This is a genomic window from Pseudomonas sp. KB-10 (assembly GCF_018221585.1).
GTDB lineage: Bacteria > Pseudomonadota > Gammaproteobacteria > Pseudomonadales > Pseudomonadaceae > Aquipseudomonas > Aquipseudomonas yangonensis.
Genome location: NZ_QYYB01000009.1, coordinates 50,685 through 69,533, shown reverse-complemented (window position 1 = coordinate 69,533; position 18,849 = coordinate 50,685). Strand labels below are relative to the sequence as shown.

The following is an 18,849-nucleotide window of genomic DNA, read 5'->3' as shown; positions in this document are numbered from 1 at the left end:
TCAGCGCTTCATCGAGGGTGCCAGGTGCGGCTGGATTGCGGTCAGCACGGCTTTGAAGCACTTGGTGTTGCCGGCCACGATCTGGCCCTTCTCGAGGAATTCATGGCTGCCGCTGAAATCGCTGACCAGGCCGCCAGCCTCCTGGATCAGCAGTGCGCCTGCCGCCATGTCCCACTCGGACAGGCCGAACTCCCAGAACGCGTCGAAACGGCCGGCCGCAACGTAAGCCAGGTCCAGGCTGGCAGCGCCTGCGCGGCGGATGCCGGCGGTCTGGCCAGTCAGGCTGCGGAACATGTTCAGGTAGTTGTCCAGGTGATCGAGCTGGCCGTCGCGGAACGGAAAGCCGGTGCCGAGCAGGGCGCCTTCCAGACTCTTGCGATTGCTCACGCGCAGGCGGCGGCCGTTGAGGGCGGCGCCACGACCGCGGCTGGCGGTAAATTCTTCCTGGCGAACCGGGTCGAGAACGATGGCATGCTCGAGACGACCGCGGTATTTGCAGGCGATGCTGATGGCGAAGTGCGGCACGCCGCGAACGAAGTTGGTGGTGCCGTCCAGCGGGTCGATGATCCACTGATAGTCGGCGCCTTCGCCGCTGCCTTCCAGTACCCCGCCTTCTTCGCCCAGGAAGCTGTGGGTCGGGTAGGCCTTGCGAATGGCCTGGACGATCATCAGTTCGGCGGCCTTGTCGACCTCAGTGACGTAATCCTTGGCATCCTTCTCGTCGACCGAGATGACATCCAGGCGCTCGATGGAGCGAAAGATCATTTCACCGGCGCTGCGAGCGGCGCGCAGGGCGATATTCAGCATGGGCTGCATGGGAGGTTCACCTGGGGCGTTAAAGAAAGCCGGCCATGTTAGCAGAAAACCGATATTGATGAAGCGCCGTCTGTGCCTTGCATGGCAATCACGCCATGCCTTGGGTAAGATCGTCGGCCCCTAATCGTTTCTGAGAGTGTCTGCGTTGCTGGACAATATTCGCGTCGTTCTGGTGGGTACCAGTCATCCGGGCAATATCGGCGGTGCCGCACGGGCGATGAAAAACATGGGGCTGTCACGCCTGGTACTGGTGGCTCCTGAGGATTTCCCCAGCGGAGATGCCGTCGCGCGTGCCTCTGGCGCCACCGATGTGCTGGACGCTGCGCAAGTGGTCGGTACGCTGGAAGAGGCCTTGGTTGGCTGCACGTTGGTCGTCGGAACCAGTGCGCGTGATCGGCGCATTCCCTGGCCGCTGCTCGATCCGCGCGAGTGCGGTGTGGCCAGCTGCGAGCAGGCTGCTGCCGGCGGCGAAGTGGCGTTGGTGTTTGGCCGCGAATATGCCGGCCTGACCAACGAGGAGCTGCAGCGATGTCAATACCACGTGCATATCCCGTCCAACCCGGAGTTCAGCTCGCTGAACCTGGCGGCGGCGGTGCAGGTGCTGGCCTATGAGGTGCGCATGGCCTGGCTGACGGCGCAGAATCTGCCGAGCAAGGTGGAGAAGCTGGAAACCACGGCGATGCTCAACTCCCAGGCGGCGACGGCGGATGAGCTCGAGTCTTTCTACGGCCATTTGCGCCGCGTGCTGGTGATGATCGGTTTTCTCGATCCGCAGAAGCCGCGGCACCTGATGACCCGCCTGCGTCGACTTTACGGGCGCAGTGCGGTGAGCAAGCTGGAAATGAATATCCTGCGCGGCATCCTTACCGAGACGGAGAAGGCCGTGCGTGGAGAGCCTCACAAGCAGGGGAAGTCTGATGTTTGAACGCATGCGAGAAGATATCCAGAGCGTTTTTCACCGTGATCCGGCGGCGCGCAATGCCTTCGAGGTGGTGACCTGCTACCCGGGGTTGCATGCCGTCTGGCTGCATCGAGTGGCTCATGCGCTGTGGCGTTCGGGGTGGAAGTGGCCGGCGCGCGTGGTATCGAATTTCGGACGCTGGATGACGGGGATCGAGATTCATCCGGGGGCGAAGATCGGCCGGCGCTTCTTCATCGACCACGGCATGGGCATCGTCATCGGTGAGACCGCCGAAATCGGCAATGATGTGACGCTGTATCAGGGGGTGACCCTGGGCGGCACCAGCTGGAACAAGGGCAAGCGCCACCCGACGCTGGAAGATGGCGTCGTCGTCGGGGCCGGTGCCAAGGTGCTGGGCCCGTTTACGGTCGGCGCCGGTGCCAAGATCGGCTCCAATGCCGTGGTGACCAAGGCGGTGCCGGCCGGCGCCACGGCGGTCGGCATTCCCGGCAAGATCATCGTCAAGTCCGATGACGAGCAGGAGGCCAAGCGTCAGGCCATGGCCGAGAAGATCGGCTTCGATGCCTATGGCGTCGGTCAGGACATGCCGGACCCGGTCGCGCGAGCCATCGGCCAGCTGCTCGATCATCTGCACGCGGTCGACGGGCGTCTGGAGGGGGTGTGCAAGGCGCTGACGGCATTGGGGAGCGACTATTGCGCCAAGGACCTGCCGAGCCTGCGCGACGAGGACTTCGCCGACGTATGCAAGGATCAGCAGTCGGGCGACAAGCCTGCTGCCTGATGCATGCAGGGGCGGCGTTTGCTATGATGCCGCCTCCTTTCGCGGTCAATCCCGAGTAAGTCAATCGGTCTTATAGTTGACTTAAATACTCGGGAATCGCATACTTCGTCGCAATTCAGTGATTCGTGGTAGAACCATGCGACTGACCACCAAAGGCCGTTACGCCGTTACCGCCATGCTCGATCTGGCGCTGCACGCGCAGCACGGTCCCGTTTCCCTGGCCGATATTTCCGAGCGGCAGGGCATTTCCCTGTCCTATCTCGAGCAACTGTTCGCCAAACTGCGCCGCGGCAACCTGGTTTCCAGTGTGCGTGGGCCCGGTGGTGGCTATCAGCTGTCGCGCGACATGCGCGGCATTCAGGTGGCGCAGGTGATCGATGCGGTCAATGAGTCCGTGGATGCCACGCGCTGCCAGGGGCAGGGCGATTGCCACTCTGGCGATACCTGTCTGACCCATCATTTGTGGTGCGATCTCAGTCAGCAAATTCATGAGTTCCTCAGTGGCATCAGTCTGGCCGATCTGGTCGTGCGCCGTGAGGTTCAGGAGGTCGCGTTGCGCCAGGATCAGCGTCGCTGCTCCGGCAGAAGCACTACGCCGCATTTGGATAAGATTGAAGCGTCTGCCATCGAGTGAGCAGGGCGTTTGCCTGATAGGAGAAACCAATGAAATTGCCCATTTACCTCGATTATTCCGCCACCACGCCGGTCGATCCGCGTGTCGCGCAGAAAATGAGCGAGTGCCTGCTGGTCGACGGTAACTTCGGCAACCCGGCGTCGCGCTCGCACGTATTCGGCTGGAAGGCCGAGGAGGCAGTGGAGAACGCGCGCCGTCAGGTCGCCGAGCTGGTCAATGCCGATCCGCGCGAAATCGTCTGGACCAGCGGCGCCACCGAATCCGACAACCTGGCGATCAAGGGCGTGGCGCACTTCTACGCCAGCAAGGGCAAGCACATCATTACCTCGAAGATCGAGCACAAGGCGGTGCTGGACACCACGCGTCAGCTCGAGCGTGAAGGCTTCGAAGTGACCTACCTGGAGCCCGGTGAGGATGGTCTGATCACGCCGGCCATGGTCGAAGCCGTGCTGCGTGACGACACCACCCTGGTGTCGCTGATGCACGTCAACAACGAAATCGGCACCATCAACGACATCGCTGCCATCGGCGAGCTGACCCGCTCCCGCGGCGTGCTGCTGCATGTCGATGCGGCGCAGTCCACCGGCAAGGTGGAGATCGACCTGGAGAAGATGAAGGTCGACCTGATGTCCTTCTCCGCGCACAAGACTTATGGCCCCAAAGGCGTTGGTGCTCTCTACGTGCGCCGCAAGCCGCGCGTGCGTCTGGAGGCGCAGACTCACGGTGGCGGTCACGAGCGCGGCATGCGCTCGGGTACCCTGGCCACTCACCAGTGTGTTGGCATGGGCGAGGCCTTCCGCATTGCCAAGGAAGAAATGGCGGCGGAGAACCAGCGCATCACCGCTCTGCGTGATCGTTTCTATCGCCAGCTGGAAAACATGGAAGAGCTGTACGTCAACGGCAGCCTGACTGCCCGCGTGCCGCACAATCTCAATCTGAGTTTCAACTACGTCGAGGGCGAGTCGCTGATCATGGCGCTCAAGGATCTCGCCGTATCGTCCGGTTCGGCCTGCACCTCGGCTTCTCTGGAGCCGTCCTACGTGCTGCGCGCCCTTGGCCGCAACGACGAGCTGGCGCATAGCTCGATCCGCTTCACCTTCGGTCGCTTCACCACCGAAGAAGAAGTCGACTACGCCGCTGCCAAGGTCCGCGAAGCCGTGGACAAGCTGCGCGAACTGTCGCCCCTGTGGGATATGTTCAAAGAAGGTGTCGACCTTTCCTCCGTGGAATGGGCAGCACACTGATAGCTGCCGAGGCGGATCGCTCAATTGGCGCTCCGCATGAAGAGCGGCACCTGATGAGAGAGGAAGTACAACATGGCTTACAGTGACAAGGTCATCGACCACTACGAAAACCCGCGCAACGTCGGCAAGCTGAATGCCGAGGACCCGGACGTCGGTACCGGCATGGTCGGCGCACCGGCCTGCGGCGACGTGATGCGTTTGCAGATCAAGGTCAGCGAAAGTGGCGTGATCGAAGACGCCAAGTTCAAGACCTACGGTTGCGGTTCGGCTATCGCCTCCAGCTCCCTCGCCACCGAGTGGATGAAGGGCAAGACCCTCGATGAGGCGGAAAGCATCAAGAATACCCAGCTTGCCGAAGAGCTGGCGCTGCCGCCGGTGAAGATTCACTGCTCCGTACTCGCCGAGGACGCCATCAAGGCCGCCGTTCGCGATTACAAGCAGAAGAAAGGCTTGCTCTGATACGAGGTTTGCAATGGCCATCACCATGTCTGAAGCAGCGGCCCGCCATGTGCAGCGCTCTCTCGAGGGGCGCGGCAAGGGCGAGGGCATTCGCCTCGGTGTGCGTACGACCGGTTGTTCCGGCCTGGCCTACGTGCTCGAGTTCGTCGATGAACTGGCGGCAGAGGATCAGGTATTCGAGAGCCATGGCGTCAAGGTGATCATCGATCCCAAGAGCCTGGTCTATCTCGATGGCACCGAGTTGGACTTCGTCAAGGAAGGCCTCAATGAGGGCTTCAAGTTCAATAACCCCAACGTGCGCGGCGAATGCGGTTGCGGCGAAAGCTTCAATGTTTGAGGCCCTGAATGGGTAACCCCTGTCATTTCGCCCTGTTCGAGCTGCAGCCGAGCTTTCGTCTGGATCTGGATCAGCTGGCCGCGCGTTATCGTGAGCTGGCTCGTCAGGTTCATCCGGATCGCTTCGCTGACGCCGGTGAGCGTGAGCAGCGCCTGGCGCTGGAGCGCTCTGCCTGCCTCAACGAGGCTTATCAGGTTCTGAAAACGCCGTCGCAGCGAGCGCGCTATCTGCTGGCCATGCGTGGCCCCGAGCTGCCGCTGGAAGTGACGGTGCAGGATCCGGATTTTCTTCTGCAGCAGATGCAACTGCGCGAAGAGTTGGAAGAACTGCAGGATGATGCTGATCTCGCCGGCGTCGCTGCGTTCAAGCGGCGCCTGAAAGCGGCGCAGGAGCAGCTCAACGAGAGCTTCGCAGCATGCTGGGACGACGATGCTCGCCGTGAAGAGGCCGAGCGCCTGATGCGCCGTATGCAGTTCCTCGACAAGCTCTCTCATGAAGTGCGCCAGTTAGAAGAGCGCCTCGACGATTAACCTGTAGGTTGCCGCGGCAGCCTGCCTGATGATTCAAGAAGACCATGGCCTTATTGCAGATCGCCGAGCCAGGACTGAGTCCGCAACCGCACCAGCGTCGGCTGGCAGTGGGAATCGACCTGGGCACCACCAATTCACTGGTTGCTGCGGTGCGCAGTGGCCTGGCTGAACCCCTGGCTGACGATGCCGGCAAGGTCATCCTGCCTTCTGCCGTGCGTTACCACGAAGCAAGTATCGAAGTCGGCGAATCGGCCAAGCGCGCCGCTGCCAGCGATCCATTCAATACCGTGCTGTCGGTCAAGCGCCTGATGGGCCGTGGTATCGCTGATGTTCATCAGCTTGGCGAGCAGTTGCCTTATCGCTTCGCGGCGGGCGAGTCGCATATGCCGTTCATCGAGACGGTGCAGGGTGCGAAGAGCCCGGTCGAGGTTTCTGCAGAAATTCTCAAGACGCTGCGTTTGCGTGCCGAGCAGACTCTGGGTGGCGAGCTGGTCGGTGCGGTGATTACCGTACCTGCCTACTTCGATGACGCTCAACGTCAGGCCACCAAGGATGCCGCGCGTCTTGCCGGTCTCACTGTTTTACGTCTGCTCAACGAGCCTACCGCTGCGGCTGTCGCCTATGGTCTGGATCAGAAGGCCGAAGGTGTGGTCGCGATCTACGATCTGGGTGGCGGCACCTTCGATATCTCCATCCTGCGCCTGACCGGCGGTGTGTTCGAAGTATTGGCGACTGGCGGCGACAGCGCGCTGGGTGGTGATGACTTCGATCACGCCATCGCCGACTGGATCATCCAGCAGGCCGGCATCTCCAGCGATCTCGATCCGGCGACCCAGCGTAGCCTGCTGCAGGCCGCCTGCGCAGCGAAGGAAGCGCTGACGGAGGCCGACAGCGTCGAGCTGAGCCATGGCGACTGGCGGGGATCGTTGTCGCGTCAGCAATTCGAGGCGCTGATCGAGCCGATGGTGGCGCGCAGCCTCAAAGCCTGCCGTCGCGCCGTTCGCGATTCGGGCGTCGAGCTGGAGGAGGTCAGTGCGGTGGTCATGGTCGGTGGCTCGACCCGCGTGCCGCGCGTACGTGAGGCGGTGGGCGAGCTGTTCGGGCGCGCGCCGCTGACCAATATCGACCCTGATCAGGTGGTGGCCATTGGCGCTGCGATCCAGGCCGATGCCCTGGCCGGCAACCAGCGTGGCGATGGCGAGGAGCTGTTGCTGCTGGACGTGATCCCTCTGTCGCTCGGTCTGGAAACCATGGGCGGGCTGATGGAGAAGGTGATTCCGCGCAACACCACCATTCCGGTGGCGCGTGCGCAGGAGTTCACCACCTACAAGGATGGCCAGACGGCCATGATGATTCATGTGCTGCAGGGCGAGCGCGAGCTGATCGCTGATTGCCGCTCCCTGGCACGTTTCGAGCTGCGCGGCATTCCACCCATGGTCGCCGGTGCGGCGAAGATTCGCGTGACCTTCCAGGTCGATGCCGACGGCCTGCTCAGTGTTGCGGCGCGCGAGCTGAGCTCCGGGATCGAGGCGAGCATTCAGGTCAAGCCGTCCTACGGTCTGACCGATGGCGAGATCGCCCGCATGCTGCAGGACTCCTTCCAGAACGCCGGCGACGACAAGGCCGCGCGCGTGCTACGTGAGCAGCAGGTCGATGCCCAGCGCCTGATCGAGGCGGTCGAAGGTGCCCTGGAGGCCGATGGCGAGCGCTTGCTGGATGCCGAGGAGCGCGAGGTCATCGAGCTGCAGGTGCAGGAGTTGCGCGATCTGCTGGCCGGCAGCGACGGCCTGGCCATCGAGCGCCAGACCAAGCGCCTGTCGCAGGTCACCGATGCATTCGCTGCCAGGCGCCTGGATTCGACGGTTAAAGCCGCGCTGGCCGGGCGCAATCTGAACGAGATCGAGGAATAATTGATGCCGCAGGTAATTTTTCTGCCCCACGAGCGATTCTGCCCGGATGGTCTGGTGGTCGAGGCCGAACCCGGTATTTCCATCCTCGAGCTGGCCCATGAGCACCATATCGAGATGGAAAGCGCCTGCGGTGGCGTGTGTGCCTGCACCACCTGTCACTGCATCGTACGCGAGGGCTTCGATTCGCTAAACGAGGCTGACGAGCTGGAAGAGGACTATCTGGACAAGGCCTGGGGGCTGGAGGCCCAGTCGCGCCTGGCCTGCCAGGCTATCGTCGGTGAGGAAGACCTTACCGTCGAAATTCCCAAGTATTCGCTCAATCATGCGGCCGAAGCGCCGCATTAAGTCCAGGAGGCATCTGTCATGAGTCTGAAATGGGCCGATGTACTGGACATCGCCATCGAGCTGAGCGAGCAGAAGCCGGATGTCGATCCGCGCTACGTGAACTTCGTCGATCTGCATCGCTGGGTAGTAGCGCTGCCGCAGTTCTCCGATGACCCGCAACGCGGCGGTGAGAAGGTGCTGGAAGCGATCCAGGCCGCCTGGATCGAAGAGCTCGATTGAAACAGGCGCTTACGGCGCCTGCCCTACGCTTTTAACCTGAACCCGCGTATAATTCGCGGGTTTAATTTTTCGCTTTAACCCTAAAGTTTCTGGAGCTTCACATGGCTGTTCAACGTACTTTCTCCATCATCAAGCCTGACGCCGTTGCCAAGAACGTCATCGGTGAGATCACCACCCGTTTCGAAAAGGCCGGTCTGCGCGTCGTCGCTTCGAAGATGGTGCAACTGTCCGAGCGCGAAGCTGCCGGTTTCTACGCTGAGCACAGCGAGCGCGGCTTCTTCAAGGATCTGGTTGCCTTCATGACTTCCGGTCCGGTCATCGTTCAGGTTCTGGAAGGCGAGAACGCCGTTGCCAAGAACCGCGAACTGATGGGCGCCACCAACCCGAAAGAAGCTGCTGCCGGCACCATCCGTGCTGACTTCGCCGTTTCCATCGACGAGAACGCCGTTCACGGTTCGGACTCCGAAGCTTCCGCTGCGCGCGAGATCGCTTATTTCTTCTCCGCCACCGAGCTGTGCGCGCGCATTCGCTGATTGGCGAATGAAGCGAGGGTGAAGCCATGACCAATACCACCGGCAAGATCAACCTGCTGGGCCTGACCCAGCCGGAAATGGAACAGTTCTTCGAGTCCATCGGCGAGAAGCGCTTCCGTGCCGGCCAGGTGATGAAGTGGATTCACCACTTTGGCGTCGATGATTTCGCCGCCATGACGAACGTCGGCAAGGCCTTGCGCGAGAAGCTCGAGGCCTCTGCCGAGATTCGCGGCCCGGAAGTGGTCAGCGAAAATATTTCTGCCGATGGCACGCGCAAGTGGGTGGTGCGTGTGGCGTCGGGCAGCTGCGTGGAAACCGTGTATATCCCGCAGAACGGCCGCGGCACCCTGTGCGTGTCGTCGCAGGCCGGTTGTGCCCTGGATTGCAGTTTCTGTTCCACCGGCAAACAGGGTTTCAACAGCGATCTGACCAGCGCCGAGATCATCGGCCAGGTATGGATTGCCAACAAATCCTTCGGCAGCGTGCCGGCGAAGATCGATCGCGCCATCACCAATGTGGTGATGATGGGCATGGGCGAGCCACTGCTGAACTTCGACAACGTCGTATCCGCCATGCAGATCATGATGGACGACCTCGGCTACGGCATCTCCAAGCGCAAGGTGACGCTGTCCACCTCCGGCGTGGTGCCGATGATCGACAAGCTGGCCGAAGTCATCGACGTGTCCCTGGCCCTGTCGCTGCACGCGCCGAACGATGAGTTGCGCAATCAGCTGGTGCCGATCAACAAGAAGTATCCGCTGGACATGCTGCTGGCGGCTTGCAAGCGCTATATATCCAAGCTGGGCGAGAAGCGCGTGCTGACCATCGAGTACACCTTGCTCAAGGGCGTCAACGATCAGCCCGAGCACGCTGAGCAGATGGTCGCACTTCTGGCCGATGTGCCTTGCAAGATCAATCTGATTCCGTTTAATCCCTTCCCCTTCTCGGGGTACGAGCGGCCGAGCAATAACGCCATTCGCCGCTTCCAGGACCTGTTGCACAAGGCCGGGCATAACGTCACGGTACGCACCACCCGTGGTGACGATATCGACGCTGCCTGTGGCCAGCTGGTCGGCCAGGTCATGGACCGTACTCGGCGCAGCGAGCGTTACATTGCCGTGCGCCAGCTGGGCAGCGAGGCACCAGAGCCTCGTACTGCCGCCAATCGAAATTGAAGAGAGGATGCCTATGACCTTGCGCCCTGCGCTGTTATTGCTCGTTGCCAGTCTGCTCGGTGGGTGTGTGACCACTGGCGATGTCGACCCCATGCGTACGGCGAAAGGGCGTGACCAGGCACGCGACGCTTATGTTCAGTTAGGCATCGCCTACATCCAGCAGGGCGATACACAGCTCGCCAAGGTGCCGCTGAAGAATGCCCTCGAACTGGATTCGTCCAATGCCGACGCGCATGCCGCTCTGGCCATGGCCTTTCAGTTGGAAATGGAGCCGAAACTGGCCGACGAGCATTTTCGCAAGGCGCTGTCCCAGCGGCCAACGGATGCCCGTCTGCTGAACAATTACGGCGGCTTCCTGTTCGAGCAAAAGCGCTATCAGGAGGCCATGAGCACCTACCTCAAGGCCGCCGAGGACAATCTCTACCCGGAACGTTCCCGTGTGTTCGAGAACCTGGGCATGACGGCTCTGCAACTTGGCCAGCGTGAGCAGGCCAAAGAGTATTTCCAGCGGGCCTTGCGTCTGAGCAGCCGCCAGCCACGCGCCATGCTGGAAATGGCCGCGCTGTCCTTCGAGGACAAAGAATACGTGCCGGCCCGTCGTTACTACGAAAGCTATAGCGAAATGGCACCGCAGAACGCACGCAGCCTGCTTCTGGGGGCGCGCCTGGCCGAGATATTCGAGGACCGTGACCAGGCGGCCAGCCTGGGACTGCAACTGCGGCGCCTGTATCCGGCTTCTCAGGAATATCAGCAATATGTTTCGGGGCAACGATGAAAGCGGCGGATAGTGAAGTGAACCAGCCGATGCCGAGCAACCCGGGCGATAGCCTGCGTCAGGCCCGTGAGCTCAAGGGCTGGAGTGTCGCCGAGGTGGCGGCGCAGCTCAATCTGACTCCTCAGCGTCTCGCCCAGCTCGAGGCGGGGGCTTTCGACAAGCTGCCGGGGACCACCTTCGCCCGTGGTTACATTCGTGCCTATGCCAAGCTGCTCGAAATGGACCAGAACCGCCTGGTCATGGAGTTCGACCAGTTCACCGGTACCGATGCCACTGGTAGCAGTGTGCATGCTCTGGGGCGTATCGAAGAACCTGTACGTTATTCGCAAAGTATTCTGCGCCTGGTCAGCTTCCTGTTGTTGCTGGCGTTGATCGGTGGCGGTTTTGTCTGGTGGCAGGATCAGGGGCGTCCAGTCACCAGCCTGGCTGATCTGGGGCTCGAGCATGTGGAAGTCGAAGGCGCCGATGGCGCTACTCAGGTGCACTCGCTGGCCGAGCCGGAAGACCAGGCTGTGGTAGCGGCCCAGGGCGGCGAGCAGACCAGCCCGTTGTTGCTGCCAACGGAGCCGGGCGAAGCTCCGGAAGAAACCGCTACCGCCGAACAGCCTGCTGCAGAGTCCGGCGCGGCTGAGGGCGATACAGCTGACGCAGGAGCCGAGGCTCCGGTCGCTCCCGAACAGGATCAACCTGCTGTGACCGCCACCGCGCCGGCCCCCGTCGCCGAGCCCGCCGCACCTGCTGCGGTGCCTGCCGGTCAAGGTGCGCTGAAGGTGCAGTTCACCGCCGATTGCTGGACGCAGGTGACCGATGCCGATGGCAAGGTCCTGCTCAGCGCACTCAAGCGTAGTGGTGAGCGTATCGAACTGACCGGCAAGGCGCCGCTGAAGTTGCACCTGGGCTTTGCTCGTGGCGCTCAGGTGACCTACAACGGCGAAAGCGTTGACGTCACGCCGCATATCTCTGGCGAAACCGCGCGCCTGACACTGGGGATGTAAAGCATGCATTGCGAATCGCCGATCAAGCGCCGACTGTCGCGCAAGATCTGGGTTGGCTCGGTACCGGTAGGCGGCGATGCGCCGATTGCCGTACAGAGCATGACCAACACCGACACCAACGATGTGGCCGCCACCGTGGCGCAGATCCGTCGTCTGGAAGATGCCGGTGCCGACATCGTGCGCGTGTCCGTACCGGACATGGACGCCGCCGAGGCCTTCGGCCGCATCAAGCAGCAGGTGCGCGTACCGCTGGTGGCCGACATTCACTTCGACTACCAGATCGCCCTGCGCGTGGCCGAGCTGGGCGTCGACTGCCTGCGCATCAACCCGGGCAACATCGGCCGCGAGGATCGCGTCAAGGCGGTGGTCGAGGCTGCACGCGACAAGGGCATCCCGATCCGCATCGGCGTCAACGCCGGCTCCCTGGAAAAGGACCTGCAGAAGAAGTACGGCGAGCCGACGCCCGAGGCCTTGGTCGAGTCCGCCTTGCGCCACGTCGAGCACCTCGATCGCCTGAACTTCCCTGACTTCAAGGTCAGCGTGAAGGCCTCCGATGTGTTCATGGCCGTCGAGGCCTATCGCCTGTTGGCCAAGCAGATCGAGCAACCGCTACACCTGGGCATCACCGAAGCCGGTGGCCTGCGCTCCGGTACCGTGAAGTCGGCGGTTGGCCTGGGCATGCTGCTGGCCGAGGGCATTGGCGATACCATCCGTATCTCCCTGGCTGCTGATCCGGTGGAGGAGATCAAGGTCGGTTTCGACATTCTCAAGTCGCTGCGCCTGCGTTCGCGCGGCATCAACTTCATCGCCTGCCCGAGCTGCTCGCGGCAGAACTTCGATGTGGTCAAGACCATGAACGAGCTGGAAGCTCGCGTCGAGGACCTGCTGGTGCCGCTGGACGTGGCCGTGATCGGCTGCGTGGTCAACGGCCCCGGCGAAGCCAAGGAGGCGCATATCGGCCTCACTGGCGGTAGCCCGAACAACCTGGTCTACATCGACGGCAAACCGGCCTCGAAGCTGACCAACGAAAATCTGGTGGACGAGCTGGAAAAGCTCATCCGCGACAAGGCTGCCGAAAAGGTCGCCGCCGATGCCGCCGTGATCGTGCGCGGCTGATCCGTGCTTTAAGGAAAACAATTGAGCAAGTCCCTGCAAGCCATTCGTGGCATGAACGACATCCTGCCGGAGCAGACGCCTGCCTGGCGCTACCTGGAAAGCACCTTGGTCAGCCTGCTCGATGGCTATGGCTACAAGGAGATCCGCCTGCCCATCGTCGAGTACACCGAGCTGTTTGCCCGCGGTATCGGCGAAGGCACCGACGTGGTCGACAAGGAAATGTACACCTTCCTCGACCGCAACGAAGAGTCGCTGACCCTGCGCCCTGAAGGCACTGCCGGCTGCGTGCGCGCCGTGCTCGAGCATGGCCTGAGCGGCGGTGGTCAGGTGCAGAAACTGTGGTACGCCGGCCCCATGTTCCGCTACGAGAAGCCGCAGAAGGGTCGCTACCGCCAGTTCCATCAGGTCGGGGTGGAAGCCTTCAACCTGCCGGGGCCGGATGTCGACGCCGAACTGATCGTGCTCACCTGGCGTCTGTGGAAGCAGCTCGGCCTGGCCGATGCCGTGACCCTGCAGCTCAACAGTCTGGGCTCCAGCGAGGCACGCGCTGCCTATCGCGACGCTCTGGTGGCCTACCTGCAGGAGCGCTTCGACCAGCTTGACGAAGACAGTCAGCGCCGACTGACCACCAACCCGCTGCGCATCCTCGACAGCAAGAACGAGGCGACTCAGGCCGTGCTGGTCGGTGCGCCGACCTTGGGCGACTACCTCGACGAGGAGTCGCGTCTGCACTTCGAGGGCGTCAAGGCGCGTTTGGACGCTGCAGGTATTCGCTATCAGATCAACCACAAGCTGGTGCGCGGTCTGGATTACTACAACCGCACCGTGTTCGAGTGGGTCACCAACAAGCTCGGCGCTCAGGGTACGGTGTGCGCCGGTGGCCGCTACGACGGACTGGTGGCGCAGCTGGGTGGCAAGGCCACGCCGGGTGTCGGCTTCGCCATGGGCGTCGAGCGCCTGGTGCTGCTGCTGGAAACCCTGGACTTGTTGCCGGCCGAGCTCAACCGCGCCGCCGATGTCTACGTCTGCGCCTTTGGCGAGGCGGCGGAGCTGGCGGCGCTGACTCTGGTGGAGCGTCTGCGCGACGAGCTGCCGGGGCTGCGCCTGTTGCTCAATAGCGGTGGCGGCAGTTTCAAGAGCCAGTTCAAGAAGGCCGACAAGAGTGGCGCGCGCTATGCGCTGATTCTGGGGGACGACGAATTGGCAGGGCGCGTGGTAGGTTGCAAGCCGCTGCGCGACGACAGTGAACAACAAAGCGTTGCCTGGGATGCTCTGGCTGAGCATCTGGCCGCCTGCCAGCAGGCCTGAGCAGGCTCTCGATTAGGAGTACGGGGTTAGACATGCAGACCGAAGACGAACAGATCGCGCAAATCAAGGACTGGTGGGATCGCAACGGCAAGCCTTTGCTGGCCGGCGGCGTATTGGCGCTGGTGGCTGTATTCGGCTGGCAGGGCTGGCAGAAGTACCAGGACAATCAGGCGCAAGGCGCTTCGGTGCTCTACCAGCAATTGCTGGAAACCGCGCTGGATCCGGCTGGCAAGCCCGATGCCGCGAAAGTCGCCGAACTGGCCGGCAAGCTCGACAGCGAGTTTGGCGGTACTCACTATGCGCAGTATGGCAGCCTGTTCGTCGCCAAGGTCGCGGTCGAAGCCAATCGTCTCGACGATGCCGCCGCTGCTCTGCAGCGCGTACTCGACAAGCCGGCCGATGCCACGCTCGGCGAACTGGCGCGTCAGCGTCTGGCGCGTGTCCTGGCTGCTCAGGACAAGGCCGATGATGCGCTCAAGCTGCTCGATGCCAAGGTCGAGGATGCCTACCTCGCCAGCCGCGAAGAACTCAAGGGCGACCTGCTGGCTCAGCTGGGTCGCAGCGATGACGCGCACGCTGCCTACCAGAAGGCCAAGGATGCGCTGGCCGAAGACGCCGCCGTTGGCGGTCTGCAGATGAAGCTGGACGACCTGGCAAAAGGGGATGCGTGACGTGATGCGTTGGAAGAATGCCGCACTGCTGGCTCTGGCCGTTCTGGCCGTGGGTTGCAGCAGCAATAGCAAGAAGGAACTGCCGCCCGCCGAACTGGCCAAGTTCGACGCTGAAGTCGAGCTGCGCACCGAATGGAGCCGCTCCGTTGGAGATGGTCAGGGCGAAACCTTCAACATGCTGGTACCGGCCATCGATGGCGAGGTGATCTACGCCGCCGACGTCGAGGGTCTGGTCATGGCCATGGACCGCACCAGCGGCAAGGTCATCTGGCGCAAGAAGCTCGACATCCCGGTTTCCGGTGCCATCGGCGTTGGCTACGGCCAGGTACTGCTGGGTACGCTCAAGGGCGAAGTGATCGCGCTGGACGCCAGCGACGGCGAAGAGCAATGGCGTTCACGCGTGACCAGCGAAGTGCTGGCTGCGCCGGCCACCAATGGCGATATCGTCGTGGTGCAGACCCAGGACGACCGCCTGATCGCCTTCGATGCCAGCACCGGCAGCCAGCGCTGGATCGTCGAGAACACCCCGGCCGTACTGACCCTGCGTGGTACCGGCGCGCCGCTGGTGACCAACCGCCTGGTAGTCGCCGGTCTGTCCAGCGGCAAAGTGATTGCGGTCGACGCCCAGCGCGGCCTGCCGGTCTGGGAGCAGCGCGTTGCCATTCCGCAAGGTCGTTCCGAACTGGAGCGCGTGGTGGACATCGACGGCGGCCTGCTGCTGTCCGGCGGCACCGTCTACGCGGTGAGCTACCAGGGCCGTGTCGCGGCCATGGACCTTGAGTCCGGCCGCGTGCTGTGGCAGCGCGAAGCCTCCAGCTCGGTATGCGTCGCTCAGGGCTTCGGCAACGTTTACGTCAGCCATGCCAGCGGTACCGTCGAAGGTATCGACGAGCGCAGCGCCTCGGCCCTGTGGACCAATGATTCGATGGCGCGCCGTCAGCTCTCGGGCCCGGCGGTGTTCTCCAGTTATGTCGCCGTGGGTGACTTCGAGGGCTATCTGCACCTGCTGAGCCAGGTCGATGGTCGCTTCGTTGGCCGTACCCGCATCGACAGCGATGGCCTGCGCGCCCAGCCGCTGGTGGTGGGGGACTGGCTGTATGTCTACGGCAATAGCGGCAAGTTGGTGGCTTTGACCATCAAGTAAGCCGACTATGCTGCCTTAACCTGGCAGCACGCAGTATCCCGGCCGCTGCCCATGCAGCGGCCTTTGCATTTTCTGAATCAACTCAAGTGGAGAGCCTGATGGTTCCCGTAATTGCCCTGGTGGGTCGGCCGAACGTCGGCAAATCCACACTCTTCAACCGCCTGACCCGCAGCCGCGACGCCATCGTCGGCGACCTGTCCGGTCTGACCCGCGACCGCCAGTATGGCGAGGCGAAGTGGCAGGGGCGTACCTACATCGTGATCGACACCGGCGGTATTTCCGGTGACGAGGAGGGCATCGACGCGAAGATGGCCGAGCAGTCGCTGCAGGCCATCGAAGAGGCCGATGCCGTGCTGTTTTTGGTGGACGCGCGTGCCGGCATGACCGCCTCCGACCAGATGATCGGCGAGCACCTGCGCCGTCGTAACAAGCAGAGCTTCCTGGTGGTGAACAAGGTCGACAACCTCGATGTCGATCTGGCCCGCGCCGAATTCAGTCCCATGGGCCTGGGCGAGCCGCTGGCGATTGCCGGTGCCCATGGTCGCGGCATCACCCAGATGCTCGAAGTGGTGCTCGGTGCCTTCCCCAAGGATGCCGGTGAGCCGGAAGAGGGCGCCGAAGAGGAGGAGGTGCTCGAAGGCCAGGAAGCCAAGCGCATCCCCGGCCCCAGCGAGAAGGACGGCATCAAGCTGGCCATCATCGGCCGGCCGAACGTCGGCAAGTCCACCCTGGTCAACCGCATGCTTGGTGAAGAGCGGGTCATCGTCTATGACCAGGCCGGCACCACCCGTGACAGCATCTACATCCCCTTCGAGCGTGACGACGAGAAGTACACCCTGATCGACACCGCTGGTGTGCGCCGCCGCGGCAAGATCTTCGAGGCCGTGGAGAAGTTCTCCGTGGTCAAGACGCTGCAGGCCATCCAGGACTCCAACGTCGTGGTGTTCGTCATGGACGCCCGTGAGGGCGTGGTCGACCACGATCTCAACCTGCTCGGCTTCGTGCTGGAAAGTGGCCGCGCCCTGGTCATCGCCCTGAACAAGTGGGATGGCATGGATCAGGGGCAGAAGGACTACGTGAAGACCGAGCTGGAGCGCCGGCTGTTCTTCGTGGACTTCGCCGATATCCACTTCATCTCCGCCCTGCACGGCACGGGCGTCGGCCATCTGTACAAGTCGGTACAGGCCTCTTTCAAATCGGCCATCACCCGCTGGCCCACCAGCCGCCTGACGCAGATTCTCGAAGACGCCGTCAGTGACCACGCGCCGCCTCTGGTCAACGGTCGCCGCATCAAGCTGCGCTATGCCCACCTGGGCGGTGCCAACCCGCCGCTGATCGTGATCCACGGTAACCAGGTCGACGCCGTGCCGCGCGCCTACACCCGTTACCTGGAGAACACCTTCCGCCGCGTGCTGAAACTGGTGGGGACGCCGATCCGCATCGAGTACAAGGGCGGCGAAAACCCCTACGAGGGCAACAAGAACAAGCTCACCGATCGCCAGGTGAACAAGAAGCGCCGCCTGATGAGCCATCACAAGAAGGCCGAGAAGAAGCGCAAGGACAAGCGCAAGTAAGCTCCGTGTGCACGCCGGACGAGCTTCGGCGTGCGCGGCATAAGCTACCAGCTTCTTTTCATAAGGGCTGCGGGTGCCGCCCGTGGCGCCCTTCGGCTATTCTCGCGGCTTGCCTTGTTCTTCGAAGGAAGTCGCGATGCTCGTCAGCAAACTGCCCAACGTCGGCACCACCATCTTCACGCGGATGTCCCAGCTCGCGCTGGAGACTGGTGCGATCAATCTGTCTCAGGGCTTTCCCGATTTCGATGGGCCACAGGCACTACGCGAAGCCGTGGCGCGCCACGTCATGGAAGGGCGTAACCAGTATTCGCCGATGACCGGCCTGCCCGCGCTGCGCCAGCAAGTCGCGGCGAAGATCGCCCGCAGCTATGGCGTGCAGCGGGATGCCGACAGCGAGATCAGCATCACCCCCGGCGCTACCGAGGCGATCTTCTGCGCGGTGCAGGCGCTGATCCGTCCGGGTGATGAAGCCATCGTGCTCGACCCTTGCTACGACAGTTACGAGCCGTCGGTGGAGTTGGCCGGCGGGCGCTGCGTGCACGTACCCCTGGCATTACCGGACTTCGCCGTGGACTGGCAGCGCTTGAGTGATGCCATCAGCCCGCGTACCCGCCTGATCTTTCTCAACTCGCCGCACAACCCCAGTGGCGCACTGTTGACGCGCGCTGATCTGGACAAGCTGGCCGAGCTGATTCGTGGGCACGATATCCATGTGATCAGTGACGAGGTCTACGAGCACCTGATCTACGACGGCGCCCGCCATGCCAGCGTGCTGGCGCACGAGGAGCTGTATCGGCGTGCCTTCGTGGTCAGCTCCTTCGGCAAGACCTATCACGTTACCGGCTGGAAAACCGGCTATGTGGTGGCGCCGCCCGCATTGACCGCCGAATTGCGCAAGATTCACCAGTACGTCAATTTCTGTGGGGTGACGCCGCTGCAGTTCGGCCTGGCCGAGTTCATGGCTGCCTGTCCCGAGCATGTCGAGGAGTTGCCGGCTTTCTACCAGGCCAAGCGTGACCTGTTCTGCGACCTGCTGGGCGGTTCGCGTTTCACCTTCGCCCGGGCGCCGGGGACCTATTTCCAGCTGGCCGACTATTCGGCCGTTCGCCCGGATCTGGACGATGTGGCCATGGCCGAGTGGCTGACCCGCGAGCATGGCGTGGCGGCGATACCGGTATCGGTGTTCTATCAATCCGCGCCCAAGGACATGCGCCTGGTGCGCTTCTGCTTTGCCAAGCGCGAGGACACCCTGCGCCAGGCCGCCGAGAAGCTCTGTGCGGTGTGAACCCCGGGAGCGAGCTGTGCTCGCGAAGCTTTCGTGGGCGTCATTCGCGAGCAGAGGACTAGACGTCCCCCATTCT

At 62.7% G+C, this 18,849-nt stretch carries 21 protein-coding genes; 20 read left to right on the top strand and 1 reads right to left on the bottom strand.

Annotation, left to right across the window (positions count from 1 at the left end; all coding sequences use genetic code 11):
* Entirely contained in the window at positions 1-816 is an 816-nt protein-coding gene (gene suhB / locus DXK50_RS21775; protein ID WP_061241128.1) for a type III secretion system regulator SuhB, read from the bottom strand.
* Positions 817-961: 145 nt separating this feature from the next.
* On the opposite strand from suhB, the gene trmJ reads away from it, so the two are divergent.
* The 20 genes from trmJ (at position 962) to DXK50_RS21675 (ending at position 18,773) form a co-directional block, all read left to right on the top strand.
* Positions 962-1,741 carry a tRNA (cytosine(32)/uridine(32)-2'-O)-methyltransferase TrmJ gene (gene trmJ, locus DXK50_RS21770; RefSeq protein ID WP_161867595.1) on the top strand — a complete coding sequence of 260 codons (780 nt, stop codon included), beginning with the start codon at positions 962-964 and terminating at the stop codon, positions 1,739-1,741.
* Complete coding sequence (cysE, locus tag DXK50_RS21765) at positions 1,734-2,519, top strand: serine O-acetyltransferase (RefSeq protein ID WP_161867566.1); 786 nt, start codon at positions 1,734-1,736, stop codon at positions 2,517-2,519. Before trmJ ends, cysE begins: the two co-directional genes overlap by 8 nt.
* Before the next feature lie 136 nt (positions 2,520-2,655).
* Positions 2,656-3,153 carry a Fe-S cluster assembly transcriptional regulator IscR gene (gene iscR, locus DXK50_RS21760; RefSeq protein WP_013716861.1) on the top strand — a complete coding sequence of 166 codons (498 nt, stop codon included), beginning with the start codon at positions 2,656-2,658 and terminating at the stop codon, positions 3,151-3,153.
* 29 nt (positions 3,154-3,182) lie between these two features.
* Positions 3,183-4,397, top strand: coding sequence for an IscS subfamily cysteine desulfurase (locus tag DXK50_RS21755; RefSeq protein WP_212631710.1), 1,215 nt, complete (start codon positions 3,183-3,185; stop codon positions 4,395-4,397).
* Between the two features lie 72 nt (positions 4,398-4,469).
* A complete protein-coding gene (iscU, locus tag DXK50_RS21750) occupies positions 4,470-4,856 on the top strand; it encodes a Fe-S cluster assembly scaffold IscU (RefSeq protein ID WP_017362576.1) in 387 nt (128 codons plus the stop codon).
* A 13-nt stretch (positions 4,857-4,869) separates the two neighbouring features.
* The gene (gene iscA, locus DXK50_RS21745; RefSeq protein ID WP_003246232.1) at positions 4,870-5,193 is read left to right on the top strand and encodes an iron-sulfur cluster assembly protein IscA; all 324 of its coding nucleotides are present in this window, start codon (positions 4,870-4,872) and stop codon (positions 5,191-5,193) included.
* An 8-nt stretch (positions 5,194-5,201) separates the two neighbouring features.
* Entirely contained in the window at positions 5,202-5,723 is a 522-nt protein-coding gene (gene hscB / locus DXK50_RS21740; RefSeq protein ID WP_212631709.1) for a co-chaperone HscB, read from the top strand.
* A 44-nt stretch (positions 5,724-5,767) separates the two neighbouring features.
* A complete protein-coding gene (hscA, locus tag DXK50_RS21735; RefSeq protein WP_161867569.1) occupies positions 5,768-7,633 on the top strand; it encodes a Fe-S protein assembly chaperone HscA in 1,866 nt (621 codons plus the stop codon).
* Between the two features lie 3 nt (positions 7,634-7,636).
* Positions 7,637-7,978, top strand: a complete 342-nt coding sequence (gene fdx, locus DXK50_RS21730; protein WP_003459694.1) for an ISC system 2Fe-2S type ferredoxin — start codon at positions 7,637-7,639, stop codon at positions 7,976-7,978.
* Positions 7,979-7,996: 18 nt separating this feature from the next.
* Positions 7,997-8,197, top strand: a complete 201-nt coding sequence (iscX, locus tag DXK50_RS21725) for a Fe-S cluster assembly protein IscX (protein WP_024309256.1) — start codon at positions 7,997-7,999, stop codon at positions 8,195-8,197.
* Positions 8,198-8,298: 101 nt separating this feature from the next.
* On the top strand, positions 8,299-8,730 hold the full coding sequence (gene ndk / locus DXK50_RS21720; protein ID WP_017675177.1) for a nucleoside-diphosphate kinase: 432 nt from the start codon (positions 8,299-8,301) through the stop codon (positions 8,728-8,730).
* 26 nt (positions 8,731-8,756) lie between these two features.
* The gene (rlmN, locus tag DXK50_RS21715; protein ID WP_212631708.1) at positions 8,757-9,905 is read left to right on the top strand and encodes a dual-specificity RNA methyltransferase RlmN; all 1,149 of its coding nucleotides are present in this window, start codon (positions 8,757-8,759) and stop codon (positions 9,903-9,905) included.
* 13 nt (positions 9,906-9,918) lie between these two features.
* Positions 9,919-10,680: a type IV pilus biogenesis/stability protein PilW gene (pilW, locus tag DXK50_RS21710; protein WP_161867571.1), complete on the top strand. Its 762-nt coding sequence runs from the start codon at positions 9,919-9,921 to the stop codon at positions 10,678-10,680.
* Positions 10,677-11,675 (top strand): RodZ domain-containing protein, encoded by a 999-nt coding sequence (locus tag DXK50_RS21705; protein ID WP_212631707.1) that lies wholly within the window; start codon positions 10,677-10,679, stop codon positions 11,673-11,675. The genes pilW and DXK50_RS21705 overlap by 4 nt, the downstream gene beginning before the upstream one ends.
* Before the next feature lie 3 nt (positions 11,676-11,678).
* Positions 11,679-12,791 (top strand): flavodoxin-dependent (E)-4-hydroxy-3-methylbut-2-enyl-diphosphate synthase, encoded by a 1,113-nt coding sequence (gene ispG / locus DXK50_RS21700; protein WP_161867573.1) that lies wholly within the window; start codon positions 11,679-11,681, stop codon positions 12,789-12,791.
* 21 nt (positions 12,792-12,812) lie between these two features.
* Complete coding sequence (gene hisS, locus DXK50_RS21695) at positions 12,813-14,099, top strand: histidine--tRNA ligase (RefSeq protein ID WP_212631706.1); 1,287 nt, start codon at positions 12,813-12,815, stop codon at positions 14,097-14,099.
* A gap of 32 nt (positions 14,100-14,131) precedes the next feature.
* Complete coding sequence (locus DXK50_RS21690; protein WP_212631705.1) at positions 14,132-14,770, top strand: tetratricopeptide repeat protein; 639 nt, start codon at positions 14,132-14,134, stop codon at positions 14,768-14,770.
* Positions 14,763-15,914 (top strand): outer membrane protein assembly factor BamB, encoded by a 1,152-nt coding sequence (bamB, locus tag DXK50_RS21685; protein ID WP_212631704.1) that lies wholly within the window; start codon positions 14,763-14,765, stop codon positions 15,912-15,914. Before DXK50_RS21690 ends, bamB begins: the two co-directional genes overlap by 8 nt.
* 98 nt (positions 15,915-16,012) lie before the next feature.
* Positions 16,013-17,488 carry a ribosome biogenesis GTPase Der gene (der, locus tag DXK50_RS21680; protein ID WP_212631703.1) on the top strand — a complete coding sequence of 492 codons (1,476 nt, stop codon included), beginning with the start codon at positions 16,013-16,015 and terminating at the stop codon, positions 17,486-17,488.
* A 136-nt stretch (positions 17,489-17,624) separates the two neighbouring features.
* Positions 17,625-18,773: a pyridoxal phosphate-dependent aminotransferase gene (locus tag DXK50_RS21675; RefSeq protein ID WP_212631702.1), complete on the top strand. Its 1,149-nt coding sequence runs from the start codon at positions 17,625-17,627 to the stop codon at positions 18,771-18,773.
* Positions 18,774-18,849: the final 76 nt, after the last annotated feature.